The organism is Pseudomonas sp. R2-60-08W, from assembly GCF_003852335.1.
In the GTDB taxonomy this organism is placed as follows: domain Bacteria; phylum Pseudomonadota; class Gammaproteobacteria; order Pseudomonadales; family Pseudomonadaceae; genus Aquipseudomonas.
The window spans coordinates 473,591-493,988 of sequence record NZ_CP027731.1 but is presented as its reverse complement, the minus strand read 5'-3'; the positions used below and the strand labels follow the sequence as shown (position 1 = coordinate 493,988).

Here is a 20,398-nt window from a genome sequence, read left to right as displayed (position 1 = left end):
CCTGCTAACAAAAGGGATCCCATGCCGAATCGTGCCCCTCTCGACGCCAAGACCGCCCGCTGGTTACCCTGGGTGGTAGCGATTGCCTTCTTCATGCAGTCGCTGGACGGGACGATCCTCAATACGGCTTTGCCGGCCATGGCCCGGGACCTGGCGGAAAACCCGCTACGCATGCAGGGCGTAGTCATTGCCTACATGCTCACCGTCGCCTTGCTGATTCCGGCATCCGGCTGGATCGCCGATCGCTTCGGTACCAAGAAAATCTTCTTTGGCGCCATTTTGCTATTCAGCATCGGATCATTGCTGTGCGCCCTGTCCAGCAGCTTGAGCATGCTGGTGGGCGCGCGGGTGATCCAGGGTTTGGGCGGGGCGCTGATGCTGCCGGTCGGGCGCCTGGTGGTACTGCGCGCCTATCCCCGTTCCGAGCTGGTGCGGATCATGGGTTTCATCACAATCCCCGGCCTGCTCGGCCCGTTGCTCGGCCCGACCCTGGGCGGCTGGATGGTGCAATACCTGACCTGGCATTGGATCTTCCTGATTAACCTGCCGGTGGGCATGATCGGCTGCTATGCCGTGTGGAAATTCATTCCCGACCTGCGCGGCAGCGAGCGCACGCGCTTCGATGGCCTGGGCTTTGTGCTGTTCGGCGCGGCGATGGTGCTGATCACCATCGCCATGGAAGGCCTGGGCGAACTGCACTTGCCGCACCTGCGGGTGATGCTGCTGCTGTTCGGTGGCCTGGCGTGCCTGGCGGCGTATTGGCTGCGCGCCGGGCATATCGATAACCCGCTGTTCTCCCCGGTGCTGTTCAAGACCCGCACCTTTGCCGTGGGCATCCTCGGCAACCTGTTCGCACGCCTGGGCAGCGGTGCCCTGCCGTTTCTGGTGCCCTTGCTGTTGCAGGTGGCGCTGGGCTATTCGCCGTCGGAAGCCGGCATGAGCATGCTGCCGCTCGCGGCGGCGGCGATGTTTGCCAAGTCCATCGCGAGGCCGTTGATCGAGCGCCTGGGTTATCGCGTGGTGCTCACCGGCAACACCCTGGCCCTGGGCGCGATGCTGGCGAGCATGGGCCTGGTCAGCGAACAGACGCCCTATCCCATGCTGCTGGGCATGCTCGCGGTGCTGGGCGCGATCAACTCCCTGCAATTCACCGCGATGAACACCGTGACGCTGATCGACCTCGACGACGCCCAGGCCAGCAGCGGCAACAGTTTGCTGTCGGTGGTGGCGCAACTGTCCCTGAGCCTGGGCGTGGCCTGCGCCGGTGCGCTGCTCGGCGGGTTTACCTTGGAGACCGGCAACGATGGGGTGAATACGGTACTGGGCGCGTTCCAGCTGACGTTCCTCACGGTGGGCATCATGGCCATGCTGGCGGCGGCGATCTTCCTGCAATTGTCGCCAAAAGACGGCAAACGCGTGGTCAGCCGCGAGCACGACCTGGAGCATTGAAGCAACTGCAAGCTTCAAGTTGTAAGCTTCAAGCTTGCGGCTTGCAGCTGATAACTTGCCGCTGGCCCCCTACGCCTCGTCGAGAACATACAAAGAAACCCAAGGGGGCCTGCTACACTGCGCGACATTTTGTTTTGCAGAGCCAGTCCCGTGACCACCATCGCCACCGCTTTTAATACTTTGCCCCTGTCCGCCGCCATGCTGGCTAACCTCGACTCGCTGGGTTATGTCGAGATGACGCAGATCCAGGCGCAGAGCTTGCCGGTGATCCTCAAGGGGCTGGACCTGATCGCCCAGGCCAAGACCGGCAGCGGCAAGACCGCCGCCTTCGGTATCGGCCTGCTGAACCCGATCAACCCGCGCTACTTCGGTTGCCAGGCTCTGGTGATGTGCCCGACACGCGAGCTGGCCGACCAGGTGGCCAAGGAAATCCGTCGCCTGGCCCGCGCCGAAGACAACATCAAGGTGCTGACCCTGTGCGGTGGCGTGTCCCTCGGCCCACAGATCGCCTCCCTTGAGCACGGTGCCCACGTGATCGTCGGCACCCCGGGCCGTATCCAGCAGCACTTGCGCAAAGGTTCGCTGGTACTGGACGGGTTGAACACGCTGATCCTCGACGAAGCCGACCGCATGCTCGACATGGGTTTCTACGACGCCATCGAAGACATCATCAGCAAGACCCCGCCACGCCGCCAGACCCTGCTGTTCTCGGCCACCTACCCGGTGAGCATCAAGCAGCTGGCCTCCAAGTTCATGCGCGCGCCGCAACAGGTGAAAGCCGAAGCCTTCCACTCCGACGACCAGATCGAGCAGCGTTTCTACGAAATCTCGCCGGAAGAGCGCATGGACGCCGTGACCAAGGTGCTGGCGCATTTCCGCCCGGCTTCGTGCGTGGCGTTCTGCTTCACCAAGCAGCAAGTGCAGGAAACCGTCGACCACCTGACCGCCAAAGGCATCTCCGCCGTTGGCCTGCATGGCGACCTCGAGCAGCGTGACCGCGACCAGGTGCTGGCCATGTTTGCCAACCGCAGCACCTCGGTCCTGGTAGCCACCGACGTGGCCGCCCGTGGCCTGGACATCGACGCACTGGACATGGTGATCAACGTCGAACTGGCCCGCGACTCGGAAATCCATATCCACCGTGTCGGCCGTACCGGTCGCGCGGGGGAGACCGGCATCGCCATCAGCCTGGTGGCGCCGTCCGAAGCGCACCGTGCCCAAGCCATCGAGCAGTTGCAAAAGTCGCCCTTGAACTGGGACCAGCTGGACAACCTCAAGCCGCAGAGCGGCGGCCCGCTGCTGCCGCAGATGAGCACCCTGTGCATCGCCGCCGGGCGTAAAGACAAGGTTCGCCCAGGCGACATCCTTGGCGCACTGACCGGCGATGCCGGGATTCCGGGAGCCCAGGTCGGCAAGATCGCGATCTTTGACTTCCAGGCCTTCGTCGCCGTGGAGCGCGGGGTCGCCAAGCAGGCACTGCAGCGTTTGAACGACGGCAAAATCAAGGGCCGTTCGTTGCGCGTGCGGATTCTGTAAGGCTCTTCCATCCAATGAAAATCCAATGTGGGAGGGGGCTTGCCCCCGATAGCGGTGTATCAGTGCTAGATGTACTTACTGACACACCGCCATCGGGAGCAAGCCCCCTCCCACATTTGACTGTATTCCAATTCAGAATTTGTATGAGGACATTGCTGTGCGCTCGACCGAAGTTGTGATCATTGGCGCCGGCGCCGCAGGCTTGATGTGCGCGCTGACCGCCGCCGGGCGGGGGCGCAAGGTGATGCTGATCGACCATGCGAACAAGGCCGGCAAAAAGATCCTGATGTCCGGCGGTGGCCGCTGCAATTTCACCAACCTGTACACCGAGCCGGCCAACTTCCTCTCGCACAACGCGCACTTCTGCAAGTCGGCCCTGGCGCGCTATACCCAGTGGGATTTCATCGGGCTGGTAGCCAAGCACGGCGTGCCGTACCACGAAAAGAAACTCGGCCAGCTGTTCTGCGACAACAAGTCCAGCGACATCCTCGGCATGCTGCTCGACGAATGCATCCAGACCGGCGTGAGCCTGCACCTGGATACCTCGATTGAAGCCATCGCCAAGGTCGACCACGGCTACCAGTTGCAGACCACCCTGGGCGAACTGCGCTGCGAGTCCTTGGTGATCGCCACGGGCGGCCTGTCGATCCCGACCCTGGGCGCCACCGGCTTCGGTTATCAAGTGGCCAGGCAATTTGGCCATGAGCTGCTGCCGACCCGCGCGGGACTGGTGCCGTTCACCATCACCGATCAGCTCAAGGACTTGTGCGGCGAGCTGTCGGGCACCTCGGTGGACTGCCTGGTCAGCTGCAACGGCCAGAGCTTTCGCGAGAACATCCTGTTTACCCATCGCGGCCTGAGCGGGCCGGCGATCCTGCAGATTTCTTCCTACTGGGAATCCGGCGACACCGTGGAAATCAACCTGCTGCCCGACCACGACGCCCACGCCTGGCTGCAACAGCAACAGGCCGAGCGCCCCAACAGCGAGCTGAAAACCCTGCTGGGCGAGATTTTCACCAAGAAGATGGCCAATCTGCTGGCGGAGACCTGGTTCGCGTCCAAGCCGATGAAGCAGTACACCCATGCCGAAATTGCCGACATCGCTTCGATGCTCGGCAGCTGGCAGTTGGTACCGGCGGGCACGGAGGGCTATCGCACCGCCGAGGTGACATTGGGCGGGGTGGACACGCGGGAAGTGTCTTCCAAGACCATGGAGTCGCTGAAAAGCCCAGGGCTGTACTTTATCGGTGAAGTGCTGGATGTCACCGGGCACTTGGGCGGGTTCAACTTCCAGTGGGCCTGGGCGTCAGGCTATGCGGCTGCGCAGTACGCCTGACACGACACGGTAAAAAATGTGGGAGGGGGCTTGCTCCCGATAGCAGTGTGTCAGTCACCTGATGAGTTGAATGGTCCACTGCTATCGGGGGCAAGCCCCCTCCCACATTTGGTCTGCGGTGAGCCAGGGAAATATTTTGCGGGTGGATGTGATCACCACCCTTGCCGTGGCGTCCTTGATAGCTCAATTTAGCGGCATCGTCCCGGAAGACTCCCGACTTCATGTCATCGACCTCGTTCAAGCAGTCCCTGCGGCGCCTGTGGGCACTGGATAAATTCAGCTACAGCATTCGGGTATTCATCGCCCTCACCGGCAGCATGGCGCTGTGCTGGTATCAGGATGAAATGACGCTGTTGATCCCGCTGTTCCTGGGGATTATCGCCAGCGCCCTGGCCGAGACCGATGACAGTTGGCAAGGCCGCCTCAACGCCCTGGCGGTGACGCTGGTGTGCTTCAGCATCGCGGCGCTGTCGGTGGAGTTGCTGTTCCCTTACCCCTGGATTTTCGCGGCCTCCCTGGCCCTGGCCACGTTCGGCCTGACCATGCTCGGCGCGCTCGGCGAACGCTATGGCGCGATTGCCTCGGCCACGTTGATTCTGTCGGTCTATACCATGATCGGCGTGGACCAGCGCGGCGGTGCCGTCAGTGATTTCTGGCACGAGCCCTTGCTGCTGGTGGCGGGTGCGGCCTGGTACGGCGTGCTGTCGGTGCTGTGGCAGGCGCTGTTTTCCAACCAGCCGGTGCAGCAGAGCCTGGCGCGGTTGTTCCGCGAGCTGGGGCGTTATCTCAAGCTCAAGTCGTCGCTGTTCGAACCGATCCGCCAGCTGGACGTAGAGGCGCGGCGCCTGGAATTGGCCCAGCAAAATGGCCGGGTCGTCGCCGCCTTGAATGCCGCCAAGGAAATCATCCTGCACCGCGTCGGCAACGGTCGCCCAGGCTCGAAGGTCAGCCGTTACCTGAAGCTGTACTTCCTGGCGCAAGACATCCACGAGCGCGCCAGTTCGTCCCATTACCCGTATAACGCCTTGGCCGAAGCCTTCTTCCACAGCGACGTGCTGTTCCGCTGCCAACGCCTGCTGCGCCAGCAAGGCAAGGCGTGCCAGGCCCTGGCCGAGTCGATCCAGCTGCGCCAGCCGTTCATTTATGACGACAGCTTCGCCGAAGCCCTGGGCGATTTGAACGCCTCCCTGGAACACCTGCGCATCCAGAGCAACCCGGCCTGGCGCGGTTTGCTGCGCTCGTTGCGGGCCCTGGCCGCCAACTTGTCCACCCTCGACCGCCTGCTCGGCGACGCGAGCAACCCCGATGCCCTGGCCGACGCCACCGACAGCAATCTGTTGGACCGCGCCCCGCGCAACCTCAAGGAAATGTGGACGCGCCTGCGCACCCAGCTCACGCCGACCTCGCTGCTATTTCGTCACGCCTTGCGCCTGTCCCTGGCATTGACCGTCGGCTACGCCACGCTGCATGCCATCCACGCGTCCCAGGGCTACTGGATCATCCTCACCACGCTATTTGTTTGCCAACCGAACTACGGTGCGACGCGACGCAAACTCGGCCAGCGGATCATCGGCACCGCCATCGGCCTCACGGTGGCCTGGGCGCTGTTCGACCTGTTTCCCAGCCCGGTGGTGCAGTCGATGTTCGCCATCGCCGCCGGCCTGGTGTTCTTTATCAATCGCACCACGCGCTACACCCTGGCCACGGCGGCGATCACCCTGATGGTGCTGTTCTGCTTCAACCAAGTGGGCGATGGCTACGGACTGTTCCTGCCACGCCTGTTCGATACCCTGCTCGGCAGCCTGATCGCGGGCCTGGCGGTGTTCCTGTTCCTGCCGGACTGGCAAGGCCGGCGCCTGAACAAAGTGCTGGCCAATACCCTGACCTGCAACAGCATCTACCTGCGCCAGATCATGCAGCAGTATGCCGCTGGCAAGAGCGACGACCTGGCCTACCGCCTGGCCCGTCGCAACGCGCACAACGCCGATGCGGCGCTGTCCACCACCCTGGCGAACATGCTGATGGAACCGGGGCATTTCCGTAAGGAAGCGGATGTGGGCTTCAGGTTCCTGGTGCTGTCGCACACCCTGCTCAGCTACTTGTCGGGCCTTGGCGCACACCGCGACACCCCGCTGCCGGCCGAGGTGCGGGAGCAGTTGATCGACGGTGCCGGGCGCGCCCTGGCATTGAGCATCGACGAGATCGCCAGTGGGCTGGCGAATAAACAGCCGATTGCGATTCAGAGTGATGAGGAGGAAGCACTGGCGGCGCAGCTTGAGCAGATGCCGGATGAAATCGACGAAGGCCAGCGGCTGGTGCAGACGCAGTTGGCGTTGATCTGTCGGCAGTTGGGGCCGTTGCGGACGTTGGCGGCGCACCTGATCAAGGATACCCGCGCGGCTTAGGCCGCTATCGGGGGCAAGCCCCTCTCAAAGTCAGCCCTTTCAAGGTCTTTGATAAAATCCCGCAAAACTCCGATCAGGGTGACGAAAGCGATGTGGGCAGAGGTTCTAGCGCGGTTTGAGAAAAAAGCACCGGCCAGTGTCATGACCAGAGTGATATTGGAGCAGGCTGTTCCTGCTGAATGGGTCGACCAGATATTCGAAGAGCACCGTCAGCGGCAGTACCCACGAGAGCTTTTGTTTTCAACCATCGTTGAACTGATGTCCCTTGTTTCATTGGGTTTGCGACCTTCGCTGCATGCCGCCGCGCGACAGATGGAAGATCTTCCTGTCAGCTTGGCGGCGCTGTATGACAAGGTCAGTCGTACAGAGCCTGCGCTACTGCGCGCCTTGGTCACCGGTAGCGCAGAGCGTTTGGCACCGACGATAAAAGAACTGGGGCACACAGCCATTTTGCCTGGTTGGCAACTACGGGTCGTTGACGGTAACCACCTGCCTTCGAGCGAAAAGCGTCTGGGCGCTTTGCGCCGTGAACGAGGCGCCGCCCGGCCTGGTTTTTCCGTTGTGGTTTACGACCCCGATCTGGACCAGGTCGTTGATCTGCAGCCTTGTGAAGATGCCTATGCCAGCGAACGCGTCAGCGTGCTGCCGTTGCTGGAAAAGGCCAACGCGGGGCAACTGTGGATGGCTGATCGACTCTACTGCACGCTTCCAGTCATGGAGGCCTGCGAAGATACCGGGGCCTCGTTCATCATTCGCGAACAGAGCAAACATCCACGTCTGCTTAAGGAAAGCGACTGGCAGCTGCCTGTTGCGGTCGCGGCAGGCAGCGTGCGTGAGCAAATCATCGAAGTAAAAGGTGGACGCCAGTGGCGGCGAGTCGAACTGAGCCTGCAAAACCCCACCGAATCCGGCGACACCACGCTGCTGTTCTGGAGCAACTTGCCCGACTCTATCAGTGCTGAGCAAATCGCCGATTTGTACCGCCGTCGTTGGAGCATCGAAGGGATGTTCCAGCGCCTGGAAGCGGTGTTGGACAGTGAAATCGAAACCTTGGGCAACCCTAAAGCAGCCCTGTTGGGATTTGCATCAGCCGTGTTGGCTTACAACGTTCTGGCCGTGCTCAAACGCAGCGTCGAGCAGGCTCATCGCCAGACTTTGCCCGACGATTGGGATGCATCGATTTTCCACCTGACGGTGCAGGTACGCAGCGGTTACGAGGGAATGCAAATAGCCTTGCCAGAATATTTATCCATCCCTATCCCCGCAGCGGGGCTGGCTCAATACCTGCTTGCACTTGCTCGAAATATCCAGCCCAAAGCGGTCGTCAAGAGCAAGCGGGGGCCGAAGGTGCCTAAACCCAAGGAATGGCTGGAAGGCAAAGCCGCGAATGCCCATGTGTCGACGGATCGGGTGCTCAAGGCCGCTAAAATCAAAAGACCTTGAAAGGGCTGCCTCTCAAAGTGGAATGCAGTCAAATGTGGGAGGGGGCTTGCCCCCGATGAGGCCCTCAAGACCACTACATCCCGTGGGCCTTCATCAACCTGGCATAACTGCCATCCGCCTTCATCCTGGCAATCTCCCGATCAAAGCCGGCCACGATCTGCGCATGCTCGGGGTTCTTCAGGCTGACCAGAATATGCAGGCTGTTCTCGCTCAGCGGCTTGCCCAGGAACTCCACGGCATTGCGCACCCTCGGTGACTCCCGCGCCAGGTAGTAACGCGCCACGTACTCGTCTTCCAGCGTCAGCCGCACACGGCCCGCCGCCAGCATGCGCACGGCCATGGCAAAGTTATGCACCGGGACTTTCTGTAACAGCGCATCCTGGTCGAACGCCGCCGAATAGGCATAGCCGCGCACCACGGCGATGCTTTCGTCGTGCAACTGTTCCAGGCTCTGATAATCGATAGCGTCGTCGCGACGCTTGATAAAACGCACACGGTTGACCAGGTATTGCTCGGAAAACTGCCCCAGCTGCGTGCGGGCATCGTCGTACCACGCGTTGATCAGCACGTCGTAGCGCCCATCGCCTACACCCTTCAGCGCGCGCGCCCAAGGCACCTGCTCAAAATCACTGGCATACCCCGCCCGAGCCAGCGCGGTGCTGACGATATCCGTGGCCAGCCCGCCGTTGACCAAGGTGACATCGGTGAACGGTGGCCAACCATCCGCCACCAGGCGCAGACGCTGCGCCACCACCGGTTGGGCCAGCAGCAGCACTGCAATCAAAGCAACGGCACGAGACAATCGCGGCATGCTTAAAATCCTTGGCGGGCAGGCGATGGCCTGATAACAGTAGCTCATCAATGAGCGTGCATTGCTTATTACACAAAGAAGTCGGCCGTGCATGCACTGAATGATGGCAAATTGACGCCATTCACAAAATAGCCGGTTTTAGACAGCAGCGCCGGTCGCGCTTACTATCCCTGCCAAGCCTTTGACAAGAGCGCACATCATGACGGTTGATTGGGTCTGCAAACATCACGACGATCTGGGCAAAGAGCAGCTTTATGCCATCCTGCGCCTGCGCGGCGAGGTGTTCGTCGTTGAACAGAAATGCGTTTACCAGGACATTGACGGGCAGGACCTGTCAGGCGATACCCACCACTTGATGGCCTGGAACGACAATGAACTGGTGGCCTACCTGCGGCTGCTGGACCCAGAGACCCAGGGCGGCGATGTGGTGATCGGTCGAGTGATCGTCGCGCCATCGGCACGCGGCACCGGGCTGGGGCATTTGATGATGGAAGAGGCCCTCAAGCAGATCGAGGATATCTGGCCCGAGACACCGATTTTTCTGTCAGCCCAGGCGCACTTGCAGGGGTATTACGGACGGTACGGGTTTGTGGTGGCGGGAGAGGAATACCTGGAAGACGATATTCCACATATCGGGATGCGGCGAGTCTGATGGCCTCATCGGGGGCAAGCCCCCTCCCACATTTTGACCGTGTGAACCCGATCAAGTGTGGGAGGGGGCTTGCCCCCGATAGCGTCAGGCCAGGCACTGCAAGCCTTCAGGGATAATCCAATACCCGCTTGATCGACACCAGATTCCCCTCGATCCACCCGCGATCAATCGCACCCCAGTTCCGAATCCGATAACGCCCGGCATGGTTACGGGCGCCATCCTCCTGCTCGAACTCGCACACAATATCCAGATCGGCCAATGCCGCAATCGTGTCCTGCGCCGTGCGCCGGGGCATGCCAGTGGCATCGGTCAGGGCGGGGACGCTGCTGGCCAGGCCGCTGTCGATCAGGTACGCCACATACAGGCGGCGGTAGAAGCTGCTCTTGGTCTTGCTCACATCCATGGTCAATCGCCTTGTGATTAGGGCTTGCCCTGCAGATCGCGCCAGGTGAGGTACACCCGCAGGTCGAATTCCACCTGGTGGTAGCCGGGCATCATGTGTTCACAGAGTTTGTAGAACGCCTTGTTGTGGTCCGATTCCTTGAAGTGCGCCAGCTCGTGCACCACGATCATGCGCAGGAACTCGGGGGCCGCTTCCTTGAACAGAGAGGCGATGCGGATCTCTTTCTTGGACTTGAGATTGCCGCCCTGCACTCGGGAAATCGTGGTGTGCAGGCCCAGGGCGCGGTGGGTCAGGTCCAGGCGGTTATCGAACAGCACCTTGTCGATCGACGGCGCATTGCGCAGGTGTTCCTGCTTCAAGGCCAGGGCGTAGCTGTACAAGGCCTTGTCGCTCTGCACGGCGTGCCGCTCGGGATAACGCTGCTCCAGGTAGGCGCCCAACTGGTCCTTGGCGATCAGTTGGCGAACTTGCTCCTGAAGGGCAGCGGGATAGGCCTGGAGGTATTTCAACGCGGTCATGGGGTCTGCAACGTGGTTCGGACGGGCGCCAGTGTAGCGAATTCAAAGCGTGTGAGGGTGCGACCAACCGACCACGTCCTCGGCCATCAGCGGTGCCGCCGCCCAGGTGCCCTGGATGAACGAGCACCCATGGGCCTTGAGCCACTGCGACTGCTCAAGGGTTTCTACGCCCTCGGCGATCACCAAAACATCGAAATGCCCGCACAGCTCGATGATGCTGCGCGCCATCGCTGCATCCCGTGCCGAGCCTGGCAGGCGGGCCACCAATTGCGGGTCCAGCTTGAGGGTGTCGAACGCCAGGTCGCGCAAATGCGCCAGGGAACAACGCCCTGAGCCAAAGTCATCCAGGGCGATACGCACCCCAAGCCCACGCAACAGCTTGAGCTGCTTGGTCGACTCCTCAAGGTTACTCATCAGGCAGTCTTCACCGATTTCCACTTCCAACTGCCGCCCCTGTAGCCCGTGCCTTTCGAGGACCTGGCGCAGTTGACTGGCCAGGTTAGGCATATTGAACTGGCTGCTGCTCAGGCTCACGCTCAGCACCAGCTCTTCATCGAACGCCGCTTGCCAGGCCTGGCGTTGGGCGGCGACTTGCTGGTAAATCCAAGTGCTCAACTGGCTGATCAAGCGCGCCTCTTCCAGCAACGGCAAAAACAGACCCGGCGACACATCGCCGACGCTCGGGTGCTGCCAGCGCAGCAATGCCTCGACACCGCGCAAGCGCCCGTTCTCCAGTGACACCTGCGGCTGGTACACCAAGGTGAATTCCTTGTTTTGAATCGCGGTGCGCACACTGTCTTCCAGCATCAGGCGTGAACGGGCTCGGCCGTTCATTTCCTGGTCGTAATAGCGATACTGCTGACGGCCAGCGCGCTTGGCTTCGTACATGGCGATGTCCGCCGCGCGCAACAAACCGCTCAGATCCGAGCCACAGTCGGGAAACGTCGCAATACCGATGCTGACCCCAAGCATCACCTCCAGACCGTCGACCTGCTGGCACACCGACACCCGTTCGATCAGTTTCTCCGCAATCTTCGCCGCCTGCTCCGGGAACTCCAGCTCCAGCAAGGCAGTGAATTCATCCCCGCCCATGCGTCCCAGAATGTCGTAGGAGCGCAAGCACGCCTGCATCTGCTCGGAAACCCAGCGCAGCACGCGATCACCGGCGTCGTGGCCCAAGGTATCGTTGACTCGTTTGAAGCCATCCAGATCCAGGTACAGCAACACCAGCGACTGCTCATTGCGCTCGCTGCGCGACAACATGTTGCCCACTGTCTGGTAGAAGCCGCGACGATTCAGCAGCCCGGTCAGCGGGTCGGTGACCGCCTGGAACTCCAGTTGCTGGTGCAAGTGACGCACCTCGGACATGTCCAGCACCGTCACCACCATCGCCTTCTGCTCTGCAGGCAAGGGCGCGCAGGACAACGCCACCGGCACCTGTTGACCACGGCTGGTGCGCAAGATGGCATCGTGCAAGCGCCACGTTTCGCCTTTGCGATAGGCCTCGTACATCGGGAACCCCAACCAGGCTGGCACATGGGGTTTTTGCAGGAAGCTCAAGAAGCTCTCGCCCTGCAACTCCGCCATCGTGGCGTTGAGCAGCCTGGAGATCGCTGGGTTGGCATACTCAATCACGCTGCCCTCGCCCACCACCAGAATGCCTTCGGCGGCGTTGTCCAACACCGAGGCATTGAAGGCGCGGGCGGCTTCCAGGTCATGGCTCAACCGCTGCAGGGCGCGGCGATTATGCTGATGCTCCAACAGCGCCTGCACCTTGGGCTTGAGGATATGCGGGTCGAAGGGCTTGAACAGGTAGTCGATCGCACCGCTGGCATAGCCTTTGAGCACCGCGTCGGGCGACTGTGCATCGGCGGTGAGAAAGATGATCGGCGTCATGCTCGTACGCTGGCTGCCCCGCATCAGGCGTGCCACCTCGAAGCCATCCATACCGGGCATCCGCACGTCCAGCAATACCAGATCGACGTCGTGGACCAGCAGCAATTCCAGGGCCTCCAGACCGGAAGCGGCGGTAATGATTCGCCAGTCTTCGCGCTGCAACACTGCACGCATGCTGACGAGATTTTCCGGGTAGTCATCGACCACCAAGAGAACTGAACTGCCGTCGCCGAGGTTTGGAGCGCAATCCATGCTACGTCTCTTCCTTAAGGAACTGCACCGGTCACTTCGGGTACTTTAAACCGGACAAATAATGAGGCCTCACTCTAGCCCCGGTTATAAAAAAGCAGAAGTAACGTCGATGCCATCATTGCGCCAAAGCCGAGGCAGCCGACTAACGGTAAGGCTCTGTAGCCCGCGTACCATGGGCAACATGGCTTTTTGGCATTCTGCTGACGCCAATAAATTGCCAGTCAGTGTTAACAACTTGGTTAACACCACCTATAAAGAACCTGTGCAGCCCTCGGGCTAAAGCTTTCACCCCTCGTAAAAGGCCAACACCATGATCGACCTTTCCACCTGGAACCTGAGCATTCCGGTCGGCTCCCCGCCCACGACCATCGAAACCCCGAAGCTGCTCAACGGCTTCAATGACCAGTATTTCCAGGCCGAAGGCAGCGATGTGCAGTTCTGGACCCCTGTCACCGGCACCCGCACGGAAAACGCCATCTACCCGCGCAGCGAACTGCGCGAAACCTACGCCGACGGGCGCTTGCGCAACTGGACCTACCCCGAAGCCGATAACTTCCTGCGCGCCACGCTCACCGTCAACCAGGTACCGTCCACCGGCAAGGTTGTGATCGGCCAGATCCACGCCTACGACAGTCAGAAACCGCTGATCAAACTGGAGTACCAGTTCAAGGAAAAAACCCAGACCGGCAACATCGTCGCCAAAGTGCGCATGCGCCCGGACGAATCTGAAAGCCGGGTAATCATCGTTGCCTCCAATGTGCCACTGGAAAAGACCTTCACCTATGTGATCAACCTCAACAAAGCCGGGCTGCTCAGCGTGTACGCAGCCGACAGTGAGTGGAATGAACGCATCGGCGCAGCCTGGGCCGACAAGCCGTTGTACTTCAAGGCGGGGGTGTATGTGCAGGACAACAGCGGGGATAGCAAGGAAGGGGCAAAGGTGACGTTTGCGAAGTTGGATATTGATCACGAGTAAAATCGTGAGTAGGCAAGTTCCGATGAACCCTGTGGGAGGGGGCTTGCCCCCGATAGCGGTGGGTCAGTCTCTGAATGTGTTAGCTGATACACAGCCATCGGGGGCAAGCCCCCTCCCACATTTGGATCGCGTAGCCTGAGCACGCGGCGCTCGTCCTACGGCTCCGTTGCGGCCTGCCATCTCCAAGCACAAAAAAGCCCGCATCACTGCGGGCTTCCTTTTAAACGCTGAGGCTTAGTTGACCTTAGCGTTCAACTCACCTTTCAAATACCGCTGATACATCGCTTCCAACGAGATCGGCTTGATCTTCGAAGCATTACCGGCAGTACCAAACGCTTCATAACGTGCAATACACACATCACGCATGGCAGTCACGGTAGCGCCGAAGAATTTACGTGGGTCAAATTCGCTCGGGTTGGTCGCCATCAGGCGACGCATTGCGCCCGTGGAGGCCAGACGCAGGTCGGTGTCGATGTTGACCTTGCGCACGCCGTACTTGATGCCTTCGACGATTTCTTCAACCGGTACGCCGTAGGTTTCTTTGATGTCGCCACCGTACTGGTTGATGATCGCCAGCCACTCTTGCGGTACCGAGGAGGAACCGTGCATCACCAGGTGGGTGTTGGGGATGCGTTTGTGGATTTCCTTGATGCGGTCGATGGCCAGCACGTCGCCGGTCGGTGGCTTGGTGAACTTGTAGGCGCCATGGCTGGTGCCGATGGCGATGGCCAGGGCATCTACCTGGGTCTTCTTGACGAAGTCGGCGGCTTCCTCCGGGTCGGTCAGCATCTGGCTGTGATCCAGCACGCCTTCGGCGCCGATGCCGTCTTCTTCGCCGGCCATGCCGGTTTCCAGGGAGCCCAGGCAGCCCAGCTCGCCTTCAACCGATACGCCGCAGGCGTGAGCCATGGCCACGGTTTGTTGGGTGACGCGTACGTTGTACTCGTAGTCGGTCGGGGTCTTGCCGTCTTCGCCGAGAGAGCCGTCCATCATCACCGAGCTGAAGCCCAGCTGGATTGAGCGCTGGCACACGTCAGGGCTGGTGCCGTGGTCCTGGTGCATGCACACCGGGATGTGCGGGAATTCTTCGATGGCCGCGAGGATCAGGTGGCGCAGGAACGGCGCACCGGCGTATTTGCGGGCACCGGCCGAAGCCTGGACGATCACGGGGGAGTCGGTCTTGTCAGCGGCTTCCATGATGGCGCGCATCTGCTCAAGGTTGTTGACGTTAAAGGCTGGAACGCCGTAGCCGAACTCGGCTGCGTGGTCCAGCATTTGACGCATGCTGATAAGTGCCATTGTGTTGTCTCTCCCGGTCGAGGGTCGTTAATCGTGCAAGCCTGCCGTAGCGGCGGCTGCTATTCAAGTTATTGCAGATCAAGGGGTTGAGCCTTGTGCTGCTGAATCGTTATTGCAGTGTCCGGCTCACAACCTATGTCACTTTGGAACCGGATTTAATGTGGGAGGGGGCTTGCTCCCGATAGCGGTTTGCCAGACACCTGTGTGCTGGCTGACCTACCGTAATCGGGAGCAAGCCCCCTCCCACATTTGGATCTCATCAAATTCGAAATCTTATTGGGCCTTGCAGCCGCGCCCAATCAGATCATCTGTGGCCACCCAGTAGACCAGGCCTTCCTCACCCTTGGTATGAAAGGCCAGTTGGCCATCGCTGTACAGCACACCCGAAGCCGCCACGTCCTCCTTGAGGCGATAAACCTGGTCGGAACCGCCGAGGCGTACATCCACCTCAGTGCGGGCCGGGTTGGCGAAGCGCCAATTGATCTCGGCCTTGCTGTCGCAGGTCCACGTCGTCCATTTACCTTCCGGCCCAGCCTTGTCGAACATGTTCATGCTGCTGCAACCGGCCAACAAGGCCAGGGTTGCCAGGGCGATAGCGCCTTTCATTGCCTATCCTCGCAGGGCGACACAAGGCCGCCATTGCTGTGGGTTAGTGGATCAGACCCGTCAAGGGCAACCCTGTTCCTGACCGTTGGGCGCGGAGTCGTATTTCTCCAGCCGTTCATTGCCCATGCGCTTGTTGATCACCGGCATGGTCTCGGCTTGCCAGTCGGCCTGGTAGCAGTTTTTTTTCAGCGGCGCCGTGGCTTTATCCGCCTCGGGCGCTGCGCTTGGCGTGCTGCTGCAGCCGGCCAACAGGCCCACTGCTATCACCAGTGCCAACGACTTGATCATGGGACGCTCCTTTTTCCTGATCACGCGCGCCTTAACCTTTGGCTCGGGTTTCCAGCACTTCAACGGCCGGCAGTACTTTGCCCTCGACGAACTCGAGGAACGCACCGCCACCGGTAGAAATGTAGGAGATCTGATCAGCAACGCCATATTTATCGATGGCCGCCAGAGTGTCGCCACCCCCCGCGATGGAGAATGCCGAGCTTTCAGCGATGGCTTTGGCCAACACCTTGGTGCCGTTGCCGAATTGGTCGAATTCGAATACGCCGACCGGGCCGTTCCACAGAATGGTCTGGGAGGCTTTCAACAGCTCAGCGAAGTTGGCTGCGGTTTGCGGCCCGATATCCAGGATCATGTCGTCGTCGGCCACGTCAGCGATGAGCTTGACGGTGGCTTCGGCGCTTTCGGCGAATTCCTTGGCGACCACCACGTCCACCGGCAGCGGCACGCTGACCTTGGCGGCGATGGCGCGTGCGGTATCGAGCAGGTCCGGCTCGTACAGCGATTTGCCCACCGGATGGCCGGCTGCGGCCAGGAAGGTGTTGGCAATGCCGCCACCGACGATCAACTGGTTGCAGATCTGGCTGAGGCTGTTGAGTACGTCCAGCTTGGTGGAGACTTTGGAACCGGCGACGATGGCGGCCATCGGTTGCGCCGGAGCGCCCAGGGCCTTGCCCAGCGCATCCAGCTCAGCGGCCAACAGCGGGCCGGCAGCGGCGACCTTGGCGAACTTGGCCACGCCGTGGGTCGAGCCTTCGGCGCGGTGGGCGGTGCCAAAGGCGTCCATCACGAATACGTCGCACAGCGCCGCGTATTGCTGGGCCAGCTCGTCGCTGTTCTTTTTCTCGCCCTTGTTGAAGCGCACGTTTTCGAACAGCACGATGTCGCCAGGCTTGACGTCAACGCCGCCCAGGTAGTCAGCCACCAACGGTACGTCGCGGCCCAGGGCCTTGCTCAGGTATTCGGCCACAGGCTTGAGGCTGTTTTCGGCGGAGAACTCACCTTCGGTCGGGCGACCCAGGTGGGAGCAGACCATCACGGCCGCGCCTTTTTCCAGGGCCAGCTTGATGGTCGGCAGCGAGGCCAGGATTCGCGCATCGCTGGTGACAACACCGTCCTTGACTGGGACGTTGAGGTCTTCGCGAATCAGTACGCGCTTACCTTGCAGATCGAGGTCGGTCATCTTCAACACGGTCATGGGTCGCAGTTCCTGAATTACTGTTGAGGTTGTTTGGAAGCCACTTGCAGATAGTGTTCTGCAACGTCGAGCATTCGGTTGGCAAAGCCCCATTCGTTGTCGAACCAGGCCAGGATGTTCACCAGCCTCGGGCCGGAAACGCGGGTCTGGCTGGCATCGACAATCGCCGAATGCGGGTCATGATTGAAATCGCAGCTGGCGTGGGGCAACTCGGTGTAGGCCAGCAAGCCTTTGAGCGGGCCGCTGGTGGCGGCGTCGCGCAATATCCGGTTGACCTCCACCGCATCGGTATCGCTCACGGTTTGCATGGTGATGTCCAGACAGGACACGTTCACCGTCGGCACCCGTACCGCTTTGGCCTGGATTCGCCCGGCAAGTTCCGGCAGCAATCGCTCGATACCACGCGCCAGGCCGGTGGACACCGGAATCACTGACTGGAACGCCGAGCGCGTGCGGCGCAGGTCTTCGTGGTGATAGGCGTCGATCACCGGCTGGTCGTTCATGGCCGAGTGGATCGTGGTGATCGACACGTAGTCCAGGCCGATCGCCTGGTCCAGCAGGCGCAATAACGGCACGCTGCAGTTGGTGGTGCACGAGGCGTTGGACACCAGCAGCTCGGCGCCGGTCAGGCAGTCCTGGTTGATGCCGTAGACGACGGTGGCGTCCACATCCGCCTCGCTGGCCATCGGCTGGGAAAACAGCACGCGCGGAGCGCCGGCATCGAGAAAACGCTGGCCGTCGGCACGGGTGTGGTAGGCACCGGAGCATTCCAACACCAGGTCGACACCCAGCGCCGCCCAGTCGATGCCCTCGGGGGTGGCACTGCGCAGTACTTTTACGCAGTCGCCATTGATATGCAGACAATCGCCCTCGACCCGCACTTCGCCGGGAAAGCGGCCATGAGTGGAGTCAAAGCGTGTCAGGTATTCGATACTGGCCATGTCGGCCAAGTCGTTGATCGCAACAATTTCAAACCCTGCCGCCGCCCCTCGCTCGAACAGAGCACGCAAGACGCAACGACCAATGCGGCCGTAGCCGTTGAGTGCAACTTTGTAGGGACGTGGTTGGGGCATGGGGTTCTCGCAGTAGGGGCGACACAAACCACTGTAGGAGCGAGCTTGCTCGCGAAGAACTTGAGAGCGCCGCGTTAAACCAGAAACGCTGCGTTATCGTTAACGATCTTCGCGAGCAAGCTCGCTCCTACAGTAGAGGCGGTGGTCAGTGGGCCACCGCGTTAGCGCCTTAGTCTTCCAACAGCTCTTCAGCCTGGCCCAGGATGTTTTCCAAGGTGAAACCGAACTCTTCGAACAAGGCGGGTGCCGGCGCCGACTCACCGTAGGTGGTCATGCCGATCACGCGACCTTCCAGGCCTACGTACTTGTACCAGTAGTCGGCGTGAGCCGCCTCAATGGCGATACGCGCGCTGACCTGCAACGGCAATACCGATTGCTTGTAGCCGGCGTCCTGGGCTTCGAACACGCTGGTGCAGGGCATGGACACCACGCGCACGTTGCGGCCCTGAGCGGTCAGCTTGTCGTACGCCTGAACGGTCAGGCCCACTTCGGAACCGGTGGAGATCAGGATCAGCTCCGGCTCGCCGATGCAGTCCTTGAGTACGTAGCCGCCGCGGCTGATGTCGGCGATTTGCGCGTCGGTACGCACCTGGTGTTGCAGGTTCTGGCGCGAGAAGATCAGCGCCGAAGGGCCGTCCTTGCGCTCGATCGCGTGCTTCCAGGCCACGGCGGATTCCACCGCGTCGGCAGGGCGCCAGCAATCCAGGTTCGGCGTGGTGCGCAGGCTGGTCAATTGCTCGACCGGCTGGTGCGTCGGGCCGTCTTCGCCCAGGCCGATGGAGTCGTGGGTGTACACATGGATCACGCGCTTCTTCATCAGCGCGGCCATACGTACCGCGTTACGGGCGTACTCCATGAACATCAGGAAGGTCGCGCCGTAAGGCACCAGCCCGCCGTGCAGCGACACGCCGTTCATGATGGCGCTCATACCGAACTCGCGCACGCCGTAGTACATGTAGTTGCCGCTGGCGTCTTCAGCCGACACGCCTTTGCAGCCTTTCCACAGGGTCAGGTTGGAACCGGCCAGGTCGGCCGAACCGCCAAGGAACTCAGGCAGCAGCGGGCCAAAGGCGTTCAGGGTGTTCTGGCTGGCTTTACGGCTGGCGATGGTCTCGCCCTTGGCCGCGACTTCGGCGATGTAGGCCGAGGCTTTTTCCGAGAAATCGGCCGGCAGGTCACCGGCCAGGCGGCGTACCAGCTCATTGGCAAGCTCAGGGAATTCGGCGGAATAGGCAGCGAAGCGCTGGTCCCACTCGGCTTCGGTGGCCAGGCCTTTTTCCTTGGCGTCCCACTCGGCGTAGATGTCGGCCGGGATCTCGAACGGGCCGTGGTTCCACTTCAGCGCTTCGCGGGTCAGGGCGATTTCCGCGTCACCCAGCGGGGCGCCGTGGCAGTCTTCCTTGCCTTGCTTGTTCGGCGAACCGAAGCCGATGGTGGTCTTGCAGCAGATCAGGGTCGGCTGCGCGCTCTTGCGAGCGGTGTCGATGGCGATCTTGATTTCTTCCGGATCGTGGCCGTCAACGTTGCGGATCACCTGCCAGTTGTAGGCTTCGAAACGCTTGGGGGTGTCATCGGTGAACCAGCCTTCAACTTCGCCGTCGATGGAAATGCCGTTGTCATCGTAGAAGGCAATCAGCTTGCCCAGGCCCAAGGTGCCGGCCAGGGAAGCGACTTCGTGGGAAATGCCTTCCATCATGCAACCATCACCCAAAAATACGTAGGTGTGATGATCGACGATATCGTGGCCGGGGCGGTTGAACTGCGCGCCCAGGACTTTTTCAGCCAGCGCGAAGCCAACCGCATTTGCCAGGCCCTGGCCCAGGGGACCGGTGGTGGTCTCGACGCCTGGGGTGTAGCCGAATTCCGGGTGGCCCGGGGTGCGGCTGTGCAACTGGCGGAAGCTCTTGAGGTCATCGATGGTGACGTCGTAGCCGCTCAGGTGCAGCAGCGAGTAGATCAGCATCGAGCCGTGGCCGTTGGACAGTACGAAACGGTCACGGTCGGCGAACGACGGGTTGCTCGGGTTGTGCTTCAGGTAGTCACGCCAAAGTACTTCGGCGATATCCGCCATGCCCATCGGGGCACCGGGATGGCCGCTGTTGGCTTTTTGCACGGCATCCATGCTGAGGGCACGAATGGCGTTGGCACGCTCACGACGGCTGGGCATCGCTGATCTCCTGGGGGCTTGAACAAAGAAACGGAAAAAAGGACCGGCATTTTCCCTCAGCCACCGCCTGCGGGCAATGACAGATAGTCACTT

The 20,398-nt window shown here is 61.1% G+C and carries 17 protein-coding genes; 7 read left to right on the top strand and 10 right to left on the bottom strand.

The features are described 5' to 3' along the window. Positions 1-21: 21 nt before the first annotated feature. From mdtD to C4J90_RS02095, 5 genes are all read left to right on the top strand, one after another. On the top strand, positions 22-1,449 hold the full coding sequence (gene mdtD / locus C4J90_RS02115; protein ID WP_124413617.1) for a multidrug transporter subunit MdtD: 1,428 nt from the start codon (positions 22-24) through the stop codon (positions 1,447-1,449). A gap of 198 nt (positions 1,450-1,647) precedes the next feature. Further along, positions 1,648-2,985 carry an ATP-dependent RNA helicase DbpA gene (dbpA, locus tag C4J90_RS02110; protein ID WP_256657486.1) on the top strand — a complete coding sequence of 446 codons (1,338 nt, stop codon included), beginning with the start codon at positions 1,648-1,650 and terminating at the stop codon, positions 2,983-2,985. Positions 2,986-3,142: 157 nt separating this feature from the next. Further along, positions 3,143-4,321: an NAD(P)/FAD-dependent oxidoreductase gene (locus C4J90_RS02105; protein ID WP_124419105.1), complete on the top strand. Its 1,179-nt coding sequence runs from the start codon at positions 3,143-3,145 to the stop codon at positions 4,319-4,321. 221 nt (positions 4,322-4,542) lie between these two features. Further along, positions 4,543-6,726, top strand: coding sequence for a YccS family putative transporter (gene yccS / locus C4J90_RS02100; protein ID WP_124419104.1), 2,184 nt, complete (start codon positions 4,543-4,545; stop codon positions 6,724-6,726). A gap of 141 nt (positions 6,727-6,867) precedes the next feature. Continuing rightward, entirely contained in the window at positions 6,868-8,169 is a 1,302-nt protein-coding gene (locus C4J90_RS02095) for an IS4 family transposase (protein ID WP_124419103.1), read from the top strand. 73 nt (positions 8,170-8,242) lie between these two features. Here C4J90_RS02095 and C4J90_RS02090 read toward each other — a convergent pair whose 3' ends face one another. Further along, on the bottom strand, positions 8,243-8,980 hold the full coding sequence (locus C4J90_RS02090; protein WP_124365528.1) for an ABC transporter substrate-binding protein: 738 nt from the start codon (positions 8,978-8,980) through the stop codon (positions 8,243-8,245). A 199-nt stretch (positions 8,981-9,179) separates the two neighbouring features. Between C4J90_RS02090 and C4J90_RS02085 the strand changes: the two genes are divergently transcribed. Next, the gene (locus C4J90_RS02085; RefSeq protein ID WP_124402818.1) at positions 9,180-9,632 is read left to right on the top strand and encodes a GNAT family N-acetyltransferase; all 453 of its coding nucleotides are present in this window, start codon (positions 9,180-9,182) and stop codon (positions 9,630-9,632) included. Positions 9,633-9,738: 106 nt separating this feature from the next. Here the strand turns inward: C4J90_RS02085 and C4J90_RS02080 are convergent, their stop codons facing one another. Genes C4J90_RS02080 through C4J90_RS02070 form a run of 3 tightly spaced genes read right to left on the bottom strand, consistent with a single transcriptional unit; the run spans position 9,739 to position 12,701 of the window. Beyond that, the gene (locus C4J90_RS02080; protein ID WP_124419102.1) at positions 9,739-10,035 is read right to left on the bottom strand and encodes a helix-turn-helix domain-containing protein; all 297 of its coding nucleotides are present in this window, start codon (positions 10,033-10,035) and stop codon (positions 9,739-9,741) included. A gap of 17 nt (positions 10,036-10,052) precedes the next feature. Beyond that, on the bottom strand, positions 10,053-10,553 hold the full coding sequence (locus C4J90_RS02075; RefSeq protein ID WP_065937088.1) for a M48 family metallopeptidase: 501 nt from the start codon (positions 10,551-10,553) through the stop codon (positions 10,053-10,055). Between the two features lie 42 nt (positions 10,554-10,595). Beyond that, on the bottom strand, positions 10,596-12,701 hold the full coding sequence (locus C4J90_RS02070) for a bifunctional diguanylate cyclase/phosphodiesterase (protein ID WP_124360909.1): 2,106 nt from the start codon (positions 12,699-12,701) through the stop codon (positions 10,596-10,598). Between the two features lie 310 nt (positions 12,702-13,011). Between C4J90_RS02070 and C4J90_RS02065 the strand changes: the two genes are divergently transcribed. Next, positions 13,012-13,677, top strand: coding sequence for a polysaccharide lyase family 7 protein (locus C4J90_RS02065; RefSeq protein WP_124360908.1), 666 nt, complete (start codon positions 13,012-13,014; stop codon positions 13,675-13,677). A 234-nt stretch (positions 13,678-13,911) separates the two neighbouring features. On the opposite strand, the gene fba is transcribed toward C4J90_RS02065, so the two are convergent. From fba to tkt, 6 genes are all read right to left on the bottom strand, one after another. Continuing rightward, positions 13,912-14,976 carry a class II fructose-bisphosphate aldolase gene (gene fba / locus C4J90_RS02060; RefSeq protein ID WP_003177554.1) on the bottom strand — a complete coding sequence of 355 codons (1,065 nt, stop codon included), beginning with the start codon at positions 14,974-14,976 and terminating at the stop codon, positions 13,912-13,914. Positions 14,977-15,249: 273 nt separating this feature from the next. After that, positions 15,250-15,582 (bottom strand): MliC family protein, encoded by a 333-nt coding sequence (locus C4J90_RS02055; RefSeq protein WP_124419101.1) that lies wholly within the window; start codon positions 15,580-15,582, stop codon positions 15,250-15,252. 60 nt (positions 15,583-15,642) lie between these two features. After that, positions 15,643-15,870, bottom strand: coding sequence for a hypothetical protein (locus C4J90_RS02050; protein WP_124360906.1), 228 nt, complete (start codon positions 15,868-15,870; stop codon positions 15,643-15,645). 31 nt (positions 15,871-15,901) lie between these two features. Beyond that, entirely contained in the window at positions 15,902-17,065 is a 1,164-nt protein-coding gene (locus C4J90_RS02045; RefSeq protein ID WP_057014011.1) for a phosphoglycerate kinase, read from the bottom strand. Positions 17,066-17,082: 17 nt separating this feature from the next. Further along, positions 17,083-18,138, bottom strand: a complete 1,056-nt coding sequence (gene epd, locus C4J90_RS02040; protein ID WP_124360905.1) for an erythrose-4-phosphate dehydrogenase — start codon at positions 18,136-18,138, stop codon at positions 17,083-17,085. A 169-nt stretch (positions 18,139-18,307) separates the two neighbouring features. Continuing rightward, positions 18,308-20,305: a transketolase gene (gene tkt / locus C4J90_RS02035; protein ID WP_124360904.1), complete on the bottom strand. Its 1,998-nt coding sequence runs from the start codon at positions 20,303-20,305 to the stop codon at positions 18,308-18,310. Positions 20,306-20,398 lie beyond the last annotated feature (93 nt).

Bases quoted from the DNA above. Each gene is read 5' to 3' on its own strand.
- C4J90_RS02080 (WP_124419102.1), bottom strand. From the start codon at position 10,035: ATGGATGTGAGCAAGACCAAGAGCAGCTTCTACCGCCGCCTGTATGTG.
- C4J90_RS02085 (WP_124402818.1), top strand. From the start codon at position 9,180: ATGACGGTTGATTGGGTCTGCAAACATCACGACGATCTGGGCAAAGAG.
- C4J90_RS02055 (WP_124419101.1), bottom strand. From the start codon at position 15,582: ATGAAAGGCGCTATCGCCCTGGCAACCCTGGCCTTGTTGGCCGGTTGC.
- dbpA (WP_256657486.1), top strand. From the start codon at position 1,648: ATGCTGGCTAACCTCGACTCGCTGGGTTATGTCGAGATGACGCAGATC.
- epd (WP_124360905.1), bottom strand. From the start codon at position 18,138: ATGCCCCAACCACGTCCCTACAAAGTTGCACTCAACGGCTACGGCCGC.
- C4J90_RS02095 (WP_124419103.1), top strand. From the start codon at position 6,868: ATGACCAGAGTGATATTGGAGCAGGCTGTTCCTGCTGAATGGGTCGAC.
- C4J90_RS02065 (WP_124360908.1), top strand. From the start codon at position 13,012: ATGATCGACCTTTCCACCTGGAACCTGAGCATTCCGGTCGGCTCCCCG.
- C4J90_RS02050 (WP_124360906.1), bottom strand. From the start codon at position 15,870: ATGATCAAGTCGTTGGCACTGGTGATAGCAGTGGGCCTGTTGGCCGGC.
- C4J90_RS02075 (WP_065937088.1), bottom strand. From the start codon at position 10,553: ATGACCGCGTTGAAATACCTCCAGGCCTATCCCGCTGCCCTTCAGGAG.
- fba (WP_003177554.1), bottom strand. From the start codon at position 14,976: ATGGCACTTATCAGCATGCGTCAAATGCTGGACCACGCAGCCGAGTTC.
- C4J90_RS02045 (WP_057014011.1), bottom strand. From the start codon at position 17,065: ATGACCGTGTTGAAGATGACCGACCTCGATCTGCAAGGTAAGCGCGTA.
- tkt (WP_124360904.1), bottom strand. From the start codon at position 20,305: ATGCCCAGCCGTCGTGAGCGTGCCAACGCCATTCGTGCCCTCAGCATG.
- mdtD (WP_124413617.1), top strand. From the start codon at position 22: ATGCCGAATCGTGCCCCTCTCGACGCCAAGACCGCCCGCTGGTTACCC.
- C4J90_RS02090 (WP_124365528.1), bottom strand. From the start codon at position 8,980: ATGCCGCGATTGTCTCGTGCCGTTGCTTTGATTGCAGTGCTGCTGCTG.
- C4J90_RS02070 (WP_124360909.1), bottom strand. From the start codon at position 12,701: ATGGATTGCGCTCCAAACCTCGGCGACGGCAGTTCAGTTCTCTTGGTG.
- yccS (WP_124419104.1), top strand. From the start codon at position 4,543: ATGTCATCGACCTCGTTCAAGCAGTCCCTGCGGCGCCTGTGGGCACTG.